The organism is Actinoalloteichus hymeniacidonis (assembly GCF_014203365.1).
In the GTDB taxonomy this organism is placed as follows: Bacteria; Actinomycetota; Actinomycetes; order Mycobacteriales; family Pseudonocardiaceae; genus Actinoalloteichus_A; species Actinoalloteichus_A hymeniacidonis.
In genome coordinates, this window is the sequence record NZ_JACHIS010000001.1 from 5,734,820 (window position 1) to 5,747,047 (window position 12,228).

The window sequence follows — 12,228 nt, forward strand, 5'->3', positions numbered from 1 at the left end:
GGCCATGGATGCCCTTGCTGGGTTACTGGATGGCCCGCGAGCCCGAGGCGCCTTCCTCCTGCGGTCTGTTCTGAACCCACCGTGGTCGCTTCGGATCGAGGACCGGGCACCGCTCACCCTCATCGCGATGGTCCGAGGCCGCGCCTGGGTACTTCCGGAGGCGGGGCGCGCGATCGAGTTGGGCCCCGGCGACGTTGCGATCGCGCGTGGACCTGCGCCCTACACGGTCGCCGATGACCCGAACACCGCTCCGCAGGCGGTGATCCTTCCCGGTCAGCACTGTGTGAGTCCCTCCGGCGAACCGCTGACCGCGTTGACCGAACTAGGGGTTCGCACCTGGGGCTCGGATCCCGATGGGCCGACCATGCTGCTGACCGGCACCTATCATCTGCACGGCGAAGTCAGTGGCCGGCTACTCACCGCCCTCCCACCGCTGCTGGTGCTCGAGGACAGTGACTGGGATTGTCCGCTGATCCCACTGCTTTGCACCGAGATCGTCAAGGACGAGCCGGGGCAGGAGGCAGTGCTGGACCGGTTGCTCGATCTCCTGCTGATCGCGGTCCTGCGGGCCTGGTTCGCCCGACCCGATTCCCAGGCGCCTGCCTGGTATCGCGCACAGGCTGATCCGGTGATCGGGCCCGCGCTGCGAATGCTGCACAACGATCCGGCCCGGCCATGGACCGTCGCCGGTCTCGCGGCCGCCTCTGGTGTCTCCAGAGCGGCGTTGGCCCGCCGCTTCCATGAGCAGGTGGGCGAGCCTCCGATGCGGTTCCTGACCGGTTGGCGCCTCGCGTTGGCCGCCGATCTGTTGCGCAGCGAGGACACCACCATCGGAGCCGTGGCCCGCCAGGTCGGCTATGGAAGTGCCTTCGCTCTCAGTACCGCGTTCAAGCGTGAGCACGGCGTCAGTCCGCAACAGCACCGACTAGCCGCGACTCCGAGTTGATCGAAACCTCCTTACAGGTGTCCCTCACTCGAGTTAAGTTTCCGCATGCTGGTACCGAGGGCACTCGCCGTACTGGGAAAGCACTACCGGTCGGGTCACGACACGCCTGCGCTGGCAACCTGCGGCGGTACCGCGCATTACGTGATGCGCTCGGTTCGAGCATGATCGATACCGGTGCGCCCGCGAACGTCTCGCCCCTCGAAGAGGGCCCTGAACCCGGTCGATGCGGGCTAGGGTTGGTCGGGCGCGCTTGGCTTACCACTACCGAGGTGCCGGTGTGATGAGACGACCACGAGGCAGCAAGGGGTTGCGGTGAAGGGAATCGTGCTCGCGGGCGGCAGCGGCACCCGACTGCATCCGATCACGCAGGCGGTGTCCAAACAGCTTCTCCCCGTCTACGACAAGCCGATGATCTACTACCCGTTGTCGGTGTTGATGCTGGCGGGCATCCGCGAGATCTTGATCATTTCGACTCCGGAGGACCTGCCGCTGTTCCGCAGGCTGCTCGGCAACGGAAGCCAGCTGGGCATCCGCTTGGAGTACGCCGTGCAGGCACAGCCCAACGGGCTGGCAGAGGCCTTCGTGATCGGCGCGGACTTCATCGGCGACGACTCCGTCGCGCTGGTCCTCGGGGACAACATCTTCTACGGACACGGCTTCCCCAAGCTGCTGTCGGCGCAGGTCGACGATCTCGATGGGTGTGTGCTCTTCGGGTACGCGGTACAGGACCCGGAGCGGTACGGCGTCGGAGAGGTCGGCACCGACGGCAAGTTGATCAGTATCGAGGAGAAACCGTCCACTCCGAAGTCGAACAAGGCCATCACCGGGCTGTACTTCTACGACAACGACGTGGTCGAGATCGCACGTGGTCTCACCCCATCGCCACGCGGCGAGTTGGAGATCACCGACGTCAATCTGGCCTACCTGCGGCAGGGCCGGGCCGCGCTCGTCGAGCTGGGCAGAGGCTTCGCCTGGTTGGACACCGGAACACACGACTCGATGCTGGCCGCCGGACAGTTCGTCCAAGTACTGGAGCAACGGCAGGGCGTGCGGATCGCCTGTCTCGAAGAGGTCGCTCTCCGGATGGGCTATATCGATGCGGCGGCCTGCTATGCCTTGGGCGCGAAGCTCGCCAAGTCGGGTTATGGCCAGTACGTGATGGCCATCGCGCACGCGGGCGACACCGGCGACGTGCTCTGAGCCGAGCGGACCGGTGTAGTCCATCAGCTCAGCCGATATGCCTTGGTGATCGTCTCCGTCACCGAGTTGCCCGCCTGGTCGGTGGCCGAGGCGCGCAGTGCTGCGAACCCGCCTGCCACCCCGCCCTCGGGAATCTCGATGGCCCAGCGACCGTCCTCGGCCGTCACGGCGACGGGCTGCCAGCTCGCCTCGTCGTCGTAGGACACCTCCAGCGTCACCTCACTGATCGACGATTCGGGGGCGCCTGCCGGGTATGCCACCTCTACCGTGCCGATCAATGGTTCGCCGGCAGCCGCCGCGTTGCGGTCGTCGAGCGGGAGTTCGTAGCGCACATCCAGCAACGGCAGCACTCGCGGTTCACCGTCGTCGCTCGGTTCCGAATGGAAATGCCAGTCGGAGCTCACCTGTGGCGAGGTAGACCACCACTCCACGGGCAGATCCCGTTCGGCGTCCACCGTGAGGTCGTACCAGCCAGAACCGTCGGGAACGGTAAACTCGGCGATCCCCGGTGTCTGGACGATGCCCAGTTCCACACCGTCACGCGACAACGTCGTCACGCCGCTGTCGCTCGAATCGGTCCGAGCGGCGTGCCGGGGATCGTCGTCGCCGAACATCGGCAATGCCAGCCGCAATGAGTTACCTGTTCTGGCGGCGGGCACCGACCAGTCCCAGAGATCGACATCGAACACCTCGTCGGACAGTGTCGGCCCGAATGGAGCACCGAACCACAGCTCGGTGTCCTCGGAACCCGCCTCGACTGAGAAGGGCAGTGACTCCAGTTGGCCCACGGGCTCCCAGACATCGGTCACGTGATGCCTCGCAGTCCATTCGAAATCCGGCAGGTAGTACTCGGTGCGAGTCTGCGGAAGCCGAACGAAACTGGAGGACCACGCAGTGGGGACGAAGCCGTCGCTGCTACCCGAGAAGGTCGAGATTCCGATGAGTGGGATGGTCGCTGGTGTGCGGTATTCCGCCGCCACCATGCCGAAGTCCTCGTCGGTCATTGCGAGCTCGATCTCGCCGGGGACACCGTCGGTCGTCCGATCGGCCAGGAAATAGGCGTAAGAACTATGGTCATGCCCTTCGGCTATGACGTGGACCGGTCCCGCAGCCAACCGGTCGTGTAGCCGCGCGACATCGAGCCGACCGGCCAGCGACAGCAGAGGCAACGCCTGTTCCCCCGGGATTCCCCAAGCTTCGAGCACCAGTTCGGCGCCCCGCTCGGCAAGAACCTCGATCAGAGCCGTGACCGCGGGTTCGTCGAGACCACTTCCGCCGGTGATCAGCGGGATGCGGTTGGTGAGATCAGGGATCTCGTCGTGGCTCAGGTGGGTCACATCGATCAGCTCGCCCTCGGCCACCCCGTCGAACCCGCCGATGGAACGGGCCCCGGCCTCGAACGGCAGCGACTCCTCACCCACGACGGTCAAAGCCGCCATCGGCTGTTCCCAGTTGGAGCCGAAGTGGAAGTCGAGGCCCGCGATCTCCGGGCTCTGAATGGTCGAGATTCCGAGGGAACCCGGCATGGACTGAATGGCGTAGTCCACCATCCCGTCACCACGATTCATGCTGAAACCCGTGGAGACCGATATCCGGCGCGCATCCGATCTCTCGACCGAGTCGTTCGCGGGGCGGGCAACGGCGGTGTCGACGGTCAAGGTCTGGTCGGCAGACATCTGCGCCTGGTCGGCGAAGTAGATCAGCGCGCCATCGTCGATCAGATCCCGCATGATCTGCACGTGGCCCCATACCTGGTAGGAGCCCGGCGGTACCCGCAGGTTCAACGAATTCTCCGGTGACTCGACGTAGTAGGCCTCGTCGGTCTCCACATTGCGGATCTCAGCAGCGAACCAGGTGCCTCGCCCGGAGGCATCGACCAGATCGAGGTTCAGCTGATGCATCTCCTCCTCGATGTGTGCCGAGACCGGAGTCACGATGCGCTGATCCGCGGACGTGGCGATGAGCCTGCCGACATGGCGGCCGAGTCCCTCGGTCGTCGGTGCGAGGACGACCGCAACCTCGGCGTTCTCCCCTGCAGGCACCTCGATCCGCTCCGCGGCCAAGGTGAAAAGCCCATCCGGCGACGGCGATCCGTCCTCGTTCGCCATGTCGAGCGACAGGTCCAGCGTCACCGGCTCGGAGCCGTCGTTGCGGTAGGAGACGCTGCTCGTCTGCGGAGCAGCGTCGTCATGCGGCCACGGCAGGACACCGAAGCCGAGGCCGGTGGTCTCGGCACGAACAGACTGGTCCACCGCGCGAGCAGCGTCGAGCCTGCCCGCGCCCTGCCCGTGGAAGTCCACGTCGGCCAACGGTGTCGCAGTGCTGGTCAGTAGTGCCTTGAGTTCTTCCCCGGTCACATTGGGGCGGGCCTGTGCTGCCAGGGCCGCTGCTCCCGCAACATGCGGCGCGGCCATCGACGTACCCGACATCGCGGTGTAGTGCTCGCCAACGGCGCCCTCTTCCGAGGTTCCTGCAGCCCGTGCCGCCACGATGTCTTCTCCGGGGCCTGCAATCTCCGGCTTGATGCCGAAGTCCCAGTTCCGAGGTCCCCGGCTGGAGAAGTAGGACAGCTCGTCGGTCTTGGTTGTACTACCGACGGCCAAAGCTCGATCGGCCGTCGCAGGACTCCCGACGGTTCCGGGGCCGCCCACGTTGCCCGCCGCAACGACGAATAGCGTCTCGGAGTCGGCCGAGAGTGTGTCGATGGCCTCCGACAGCGGGTCGTCTTCGCTCGCGAAGTCCGAACCCAGGCTCAAATTGGCGACATCGGCGCCTTGAGCGACCGCCCATTCCGCGCCCGCGATGATGTCGGTGAGGTAACCCGATCCGTAGTCGTCGAGGACCTTGGCGATCAGCAGGTCGGCGTCGGGAGCGACGCCCCGATACGCGCCGTCGGATGCGGCGCCGGTTCCCGCGATGGTGCTCGCGACATGCGTGCCGTGGCCATCACCGTCCTGGACGCTGGATTCGGTACTGAAGTTCTCCTCGGCGATAACGCGGCCCGCGAGATCCGGATGGCCTGCGTCGTATCCGGTGTCCAGGATGGCAACCGACACGCCGTCTCCGGTGAAGCCCGAATCCCATGCCGTTGGGGCGCCGATCAGCGAAACGCTCTCGTCGAGAGTGGCGTGCGCCTTCGCGTCCAACCAGAGCTTGTCGAAGCCCGCAGCGCCGAAGGTCTGTGGCTCCTCGCCCGTGAGTTCGGACCAGAATTCCTCGGCCTGGTCCCGCTCCACCGCGAGGCCGTGCATACCGATGCTCGCTGCGCTGCTGGTCGCCGTGGTGTGCGCGGGTGCGGAGAAGGTCGTGACAGCCTCGTCCGAGGTGGTCAGTACCCGGATCTCCGGTTCTTTCTCGTCGACCAGTCCCTGTTCGACCAAGCCGGTGACATCGAAGAGTCTTGGGTCGAGGCGGCCTGCTGCGATCAGCACGGCGGCATCTTCCGGGATCACACTGAGTCGGCCATCCCGGCTGGTCTGATGGACTACCAGACCCTGCCGCGACGCTGGACGTTCGATCGACCGAACCCGAAGCCTCTCGGTCGGGCCTTCGAGCGTGATGCGGTCTCCGGTGATGAGGGTCACGACCGCGCTGGTGCCCGCCACGCTCGGTGTGGTCCGCGTCGCGGGTGGTGGGGTGTCCGCGGGTTGTGCCATGGCGATCGCAGGCACGCCCAGCGAGATGGTCAGGACAGCTGCGAATAATCGAGTGCTCCGTGAGCGCACCGAGAATCTCCTCCTGAGATGTCCGGTCACGCAGACCCGCTGGTCCACGCTCCTGACCTATCGGACGTCTCGTTCTGGAGTGCGTTGGTGGATACGGAACAGTTCATCCTGATGGCGGGCAGCCGATCAACCGTGGTTCTCACTGCCGGTTGCGCTGTGATGCCAGTGGCGGTTTCCCGAGCCGTTCATGCCGGGATCAGCCGTCTCACCAGGGTTGTTGCCGCTCGGCGAGTTCTTCGAGCCGCCGGATGCGATCGTCGATCGGCGGGTGGGTGGAGAAGAATCGCGCCATCCGCTCGCCGGGGCGGAAAGGGTTCGCGATCATCAGATGGGATTCCGCGACGAGCCTGGGTTCCGGAGCCAACGGCGCAGCCTGTGTGCCCCGCTCCAGCTTGCGCAACGCCGAGGCGAGACCGAGTGGATCGCCGGTCAACTCGGCGCCGGAGGAATCGGCCTGGTATTCCCGAGACCTACTCACCGCCATCTGGATCACACCGGCGGCGACCGGACCGAGAATGGCGACCAGCAGGAGCGCCAACGGGTTGGTGCGATTGCCGTTGCCACCGCCGAAGAAGTTGAAGATCATGGCGAAGTTGGCGAGGAAGGTCACCACGCTGGCCAGTGCTCCCGCAACCGATGAGATCAGGATGTCGCGGTTGTAGACATGTGCCAGCTCGTGGCCGAGGACCGCTCGCAACTCCCGCTCGTCGAGGAGCCGCAGGATGCCTGCGGTGGCGCAGACAGCAGCGTTCCGCGGGTTGCGGCCGGTGGCGAAGGCGTTGGGCGCCTCGGTGGGACTGATGTAGAGCCGGGGCATCGGCTGTCGAGCCGCAGTGGCCAACTCCCGAACGATCCGGTACATGGCGGGTTGCTCCGCCTCGGACACCGGGCGAGCGCGCATCGCCCGCAATGCGAGCTTGTCGGAGTTGAAGTAGGCGTACCCGTTGGTGAACAACGCGATGAGCAGACCGATGATCAAACCGGTTCGGCCGCCGATGAGCCCACCGATGAGGATCACGACCGCACCGAGACCACCGAGCAGCAGAGCGGTCTTCAATCCGTTCCAATGCTTGTGCACAGTCGCTTCGCCTCCGGATCGTCCTTCTCGTTCTGGCCGTGGCCAGGCCTGTCGAACTCCCCCATCTCACCACCGCTATGCCTGGTCAACGATCCGGAGCGGCGGGTCGTTCCCTGCTGGACGGTGTGCCGAGCCACCACGAGGGTCGCGGCGGCCACCCTCCCCAGGCGGCGCGCCCAACCCTGGCGCGTGCTCGATCACGCTCGCCGGACCGCATTCCGTCGGTGCATACCCCGCACTCGATGTACGGCGGATCGCACGGACTCGATCGTGTTTCCGGCCGGGTCCGATGGTCATCAGCCGGGCAGGAACGAACCGACCTGGATTACCGTGATCTGGGCAGCAGCTTCTACGACGACGCCATCGGGCACCCCTGGCCCCACTCGCCGACGGCATCAGTAGTAATAGCTGGCGATAACAGTCGATGTTACTCACGCGTAGGACAGCTGCACCGAGGGGTCATCCACCGACGCCGGAGAACTCGCTGATGCGCTCAGTGCAGGCGTCGGTGTGCGTTCTTCTCCGCTGGATTCACATCGGGCGAATCGCGGCGAGTTCCGAGCGATATCGCGGCTCCAGCCGCTGCGTCCACAGCTCCGGCCACACCATCCCGCAGCCTGCGCCGAGCAGGCCGCCCACCACGGCCGCGAGCGAATCGGAATCGCCACCGGTGGCCACGGCGCGACGCAGTCCGTTCACCGGGTCGGCGGCGAACGTCGTGGTGATCAGCAACGAGGTGGCCAACGCCTCTTCGGCTATCCATCCGGCACCGCCGTACTCGCACGGGTCCGATCCCCACGGATCGTCGCTCAACGGATGCAAGCCGAGCCGGGCACGATCGAGTGCCTCGGCGAGTTCCGCCCAGCCGACGTCCAGGTACTCCTGGGCGCTCTGGCGTCCCTCCTTCTCCCAGATCGCGCCGAGGACCTCGGTATCGATGCCGGGCCGCGCGGCGACATGCTCGATCGCCCAGTCCAGGGCCTCGGCCGCGCCGATCCGGCCGGAGAAGAGCTCTCGAGTCGTCCTGGCCGTCACCATCGCCGAGACGGTCGCGGTGGCGTGGGCGTGGGTCAACACGGACTGCAGCGCCGCCGCATCGCCGACTTCACTGTCGCTGAGTCGCGAGTCCACCCCCAGCCACGGCGCACGCATCACCGTGCCGCAGCCCTTCGAGTTGGCCACCGACGCGGTGGACCAGAATTCGGTGCCGAGTCGTTCCACCGCATACAAGGCGGTCAGGCAGGCATTGCCGGGTGCCCTGTTGTTGTCTGGATCATGCAGCCACCCGAGAAAACGCTGCAGCAGGGCCTTTCTCAGGTCGGTGGGCCGCAGTGGTGAGAGGCCGCCGAGGCGCGCGGTGTCATCCAGAGCCTGCGCCAGCGCGATGCTCATCTGGGTGTCGTCGGTGACCGCCGCGAGGCTCGGGAACTCCGGCCCCCGGACGCCATAGACGTTGAGAATCCGTTGATAGGAGGCGAACTCGACGCCGAAACCCCAGGCATCGCCGAACGCCAAGCCGTAGATCGCGCCCGCGCGACGGTCGGCGCGGTCCAGCGGCGAGCGGTCGTCCGCCGCACTCGCCGATGATGCGGTGCCGGACGTGCAGGGGTTCTCCACGGTGCTCCTCAGGCTGACTCGTTCCGTTCTGATCGACGGCGGTAGCTTCCACACGACGATGTGACCCGCATTGTGCAGCGCCGATGCCCTTCTCCGGGCCGAGACGGCAGATCTCGAGATAGATACTTGACCCGGACCGCCGCCGCATCTCGAACAGACAGCCCCTCGTGTGAGCAGCGGCACTACGCTGGGCGCGCCGTCCGACCGTGGGCCTTTCGACCCGGACGCCCCCGCCGTGCGGAGCTGTATGGCGCGCTGAACGCGCCTGCCAATTTTGCTCTGCAAACAATTCATGACAGTTGTCATGACTTACTCATGACAACGTTCACTACCACCACCGAAGTAGCGAGTGCCATCCTTTCGCCATGGCACGTTTTTCCCGGTCACACGCCAAGAAAGCCGCCATAGTCGCGGTCATAACCTCATTGTTCACCACCACTTCGGCATGGGGATCCGGTTCTGCTCAGCCCGAGATCGCGTGGTCGCCCTGCGCCGACAACGCGGCGCTGGACTGCGCGGTGCTCACCGTGCCGATGGACCACACGAATCCAGACACCACGCCCGTCGAATTGGCGCTGACTCGCTCTCCCTCGACCGATCCGGATATGCGGACCGGATCGCTCGTCCTGCATCGCGGCGGCCCCGGCTACGGCTCGGGCGAATACCTCCGGCAGATCATCGACGGGCAGGTCCCGGCGCCGGTCACCGACGACGTGCGGGCCAGGTATGACCTGGTCACGGTCGATCAACGCGGTACCGGACAGAGCAAGCCAGCAGTCAGCTGTTTCGGGTCAAAGGAGGAGGCTGCCGAGTTCCGCGATGGCCTGCCGCTCTATCCGATCAGCGCTGCAGAACGCGCCGAACGATTCGAACACGATCGCGCTTACGCCGAGGGCTGCGCCGAGAACACCGGCGAGTTGTTGGAACACCTCGACACCGTCGACGCGGCGCGGGATCTCGATCTGGTCCGTGCGGCACTCGGCGATGAGCGCTTGAACTTCCTGGGCCAGTCCTATGGGGGTCATGTGGGCACGGTTTACGCCCATCTGTTCCCCGAGCGCGTCGGCCGCACCGTTCTGGACAGCGTCCTCGGTTCCGAAGCACAGGTGGGCGCGTTACCTGGCGAGCTCCGTTCCGCTCGAATCGGATCCGATACCGCCACGGACGCGGTATTCATGGAGTTCGCCCGGCAATGTGAAGCGAACGAATTCGCCTGTTCATTCGGTGCCGGCGACCCGGTGGCGACCTTCGACGAGCTCAGGGCGGGCTTGGCTACCGGGCCGGTGGAACTCACCACCGAAGATGGCCGAAGCGCAACGCTGACCGAGAGCTACCTGGTACGGATGACCGCAGCCTTCCTGTACCAGCCGACGGTGTGGTCCGCGGTCCTCGCACCGGCGCTGTCGGCTGTCGAGGAAGCCGTGGCCGACCCCGGCTCCGATTCGGGACAGTTGATCGCCTCGGACCTCCTCGATGGCAGCGGAGTGCTGTTCGCACCCTATGGCGAGATTCAAGCGCCCTATTTCGCGGTGACCTGCAGCGACAGCGCCAATCCCGGCTCGCCTGCGGCGTTCGTCGATGCGGTCGACGAACGCACCGCCCACACTGCACGCTTCGCCGAGACTCGCGCTTGGGAGGACAGCGCATGTGCCTCCTGGCCGGTGGATTCCGTTGACCGCTTCGACGGGCCGTGGGGCACGGAGACGGCCACCCCTGTGTTCATCGTCAACAACCGTCTCGACCCGGCCACACCGCTGTCAGGTGCCGAGCGGGCGGCCGAGCTGCTGTCCGAAAGCCATCTGCTGATCAACGAGGGGCCGGGGCACATCGCCTCGCAACAGTCGACCTGCACAGTCGAGGCCGCTAGCCGCTATTTACTCGACGGGTCGATGCCTGATGAGGGTGTGACCTGCGAATCGGATCCACTTCCGTAGCCGACGTGTCCCATGGTTCCGGGGCGCGCGGCCGAGGCGTCAAGTTGGACTCGGGGTGTTTCTGCACGGCTGGATGTACCGCGAACAGGACTTTTCCAGCAAGAACGACGCCTGATACCGTCACCGTTGAAGATCGTCGGGCTCGGTGATGACGGCGCCGCGCTACTGCCCGGAGACGATCGCAATGTGCCAGCCGCGACAGTAGCGTCACATTCCGTAGCGTTTGGTTACGGAATTAGGGAATAGCCGTCCCGAAGCATGACCGTCCGCTCTGGATGCGGCGACGCCTCCGCCCGGCCGACACCGACGTCTGCTTAACGTCCGCGCGACGATATGCGGCCGTCGAAGTTCCATTCAGCAGTCGCAGATCTGCCATGCTCAGAGCTATGCCGGATACCGACCGAGTCGTGATCGACGACATCCCCCTTGCGGGCACCTTGGTGGAATCACTCCCCCGGGTTCAGCTCGCCCTCTCGGAATGGGAGGAACACCGACGACGCCATATCGCGAGCATTCAGATGGAGGTAATAGACGCGAACAGTGAAGTACCCATGATCCGGATTACCGCGACTACCGAGGACGCCGCACCGGATGACCAGGACGTCATCTGACCGACGATCGAGGCATCGTCTGCGCCGCTCGGCGCTGCTGCGATCGGCGATGCTGAGTGGGACCGGCGCCCCTGGATCAATGATCGCCATTCGAGGCCGCTCGACCCAGGGCGGTTCGAGGCCGACCGATTCAGGGCCGATCGATTTGGGGCTGGATCGATTTGGGGCTGGATTGTTGAGGCTGGCTGGCTGAAGTTCAGCTAGCCCGGGGCGCCCGGTTGGGGCTGGATCGACCTGGCTTCGACCGATCCGGGTAACGGTCCGCCTGTGGTCCGGGACCGCCCGGGTAACGATCCGCCTGTGGTCCGGCTGGCCGGGACCTCGGCTGGCGAGTGGTTGACCAGCGATTCGATTGACCAGGTTACGGCCCGTCGACGACGGCCGGGGCCTCGACGAGCCGTCCTCGAACGGAGAGAGCAGGACTGAGTGCAGCGTGAGTCCACACGATTCATCGTCGTCACGGGCGGCCCCGGATCGGGGAAGACCACCTTGCTCGATGCATTGGCGCAAGCCGGGTTCGCTCGGTCCGAGGAGGCCGGGCGAGGAATCATCCGGGATCAGACGGCGATCGGCGGTCGCGCGTTGCCCTGGGTCGATCGAGAGTTGTTCGCCGAGTCGATGCTCTGTTGGGAAATGCGGTCTTACCGCCTGGCTGCCGAGCAACCAGGGACGGTCTGGTTCGACCGAGGCATCCCGGACATCATCGGCTACCTACGAGTGGAGGGTCTTCCGGTTTCCGACCACCTACGCCTTGCTGCGAACCGGTTTCGGTACCACGAGCGGGTATTCATTGCCCCGCCATGGCCGGAGATCTATGAGCAGGACGTGGAGCGGAAACAGAGCATCGAGGTCGCCGAGTCCACCTATTGGCGAATGGTCGAGACCTACACCGAGTTCGGGTACACCCTCGTGACGCTCCCGCGGGTCTCGCTCTCCGAGCGGCTCCGTTTCGTGACCGAGGCGCTGGCCTGACGGGATAACCGCCTGCGTCTACGAGGTAGCCGGCTGGGTCTACCTGATGACACTGGACCGACGAGATAGCACGGGTCCGCGCCGCTTGCCCCCGGGTGTGGCCGATGGGATGAGGAAGGGAATGCTCACCCGAGCTGGCTGCGGT

8 protein-coding genes are annotated in these 12,228 nt (G+C 65.6%); 5 read left to right on the forward strand and 3 right to left on the reverse strand.

All coding sequences use genetic code 11. The annotated features are described in order from the left end of the window. The first annotated feature begins 4 nt into the window (after positions 1 to 4). Both BKA25_RS24400 and rfbA read left to right on the forward strand, forming a co-directional pair. Positions 5 to 946: an AraC family transcriptional regulator gene (locus tag BKA25_RS24400; RefSeq protein WP_069846342.1), complete on the forward strand. Its 942-nt coding sequence runs from the start codon at positions 5 to 7 to the stop codon at positions 944 to 946. A gap of 312 nt (positions 947 to 1,258) precedes the next feature. After that, positions 1,259 to 2,146: a glucose-1-phosphate thymidylyltransferase RfbA gene (gene rfbA, locus BKA25_RS24405; protein ID WP_069846340.1), complete on the forward strand. Its 888-nt coding sequence runs from the start codon at positions 1,259 to 1,261 to the stop codon at positions 2,144 to 2,146. A gap of 23 nt (positions 2,147 to 2,169) precedes the next feature. Here the strand turns inward: rfbA and BKA25_RS24410 are convergent, their stop codons facing one another. From BKA25_RS24410 to BKA25_RS24420, 3 genes are all read right to left on the reverse strand, one after another. Continuing rightward, the gene (locus tag BKA25_RS24410; protein WP_157420916.1) at positions 2,170 to 5,871 is read right to left on the reverse strand and encodes a S8 family serine peptidase; all 3,702 of its coding nucleotides are present in this window, start codon (positions 5,869 to 5,871) and stop codon (positions 2,170 to 2,172) included. A gap of 205 nt (positions 5,872 to 6,076) precedes the next feature. Further along, on the reverse strand, positions 6,077 to 6,949 hold the full coding sequence (gene htpX / locus BKA25_RS24415) for a zinc metalloprotease HtpX (protein ID WP_069846336.1): 873 nt from the start codon (positions 6,947 to 6,949) through the stop codon (positions 6,077 to 6,079). Positions 6,950 to 7,480: 531 nt separating this feature from the next. Beyond that, entirely contained in the window at positions 7,481 to 8,566 is a 1,086-nt protein-coding gene (locus tag BKA25_RS24420) for an ADP-ribosylglycohydrolase family protein (RefSeq protein ID WP_172803722.1), read from the reverse strand. Between the two features lie 365 nt (positions 8,567 to 8,931). On the opposite strand from BKA25_RS24420, the gene BKA25_RS24425 reads away from it, so the two are divergent. The 3 genes from BKA25_RS24425 (at position 8,932) to BKA25_RS24435 (ending at position 12,083) form a co-directional block, all read left to right on the forward strand. Continuing rightward, a complete protein-coding gene (locus BKA25_RS24425) occupies positions 8,932 to 10,500 on the forward strand; it encodes an alpha/beta hydrolase (RefSeq protein WP_084642459.1) in 1,569 nt (522 codons plus the stop codon). Between the two features lie 386 nt (positions 10,501 to 10,886). Beyond that, positions 10,887 to 11,111, forward strand: coding sequence for a hypothetical protein (locus tag BKA25_RS24430; protein ID WP_157420915.1), 225 nt, complete (start codon positions 10,887 to 10,889; stop codon positions 11,109 to 11,111). A gap of 426 nt (positions 11,112 to 11,537) precedes the next feature. After that, on the forward strand, positions 11,538 to 12,083 hold the full coding sequence (locus BKA25_RS24435) for an AAA family ATPase (protein WP_069846331.1): 546 nt from the start codon (positions 11,538 to 11,540) through the stop codon (positions 12,081 to 12,083). Positions 12,084 to 12,228 lie beyond the last annotated feature (145 nt).

Coding starts and splice junctions, on each gene's coding strand:
- BKA25_RS24400 (WP_069846342.1), top strand. CDS start 5: ATGGATGCCCTTGCTGGGTTACTGGATGGCCCGCGAGCCCGAGGCGCC.
- BKA25_RS24430 (WP_157420915.1), top strand. CDS start 10,887: ATGCCGGATACCGACCGAGTCGTGATCGACGACATCCCCCTTGCGGGC.
- BKA25_RS24425 (WP_084642459.1), top strand. CDS start 8,932: ATGGCACGTTTTTCCCGGTCACACGCCAAGAAAGCCGCCATAGTCGCG.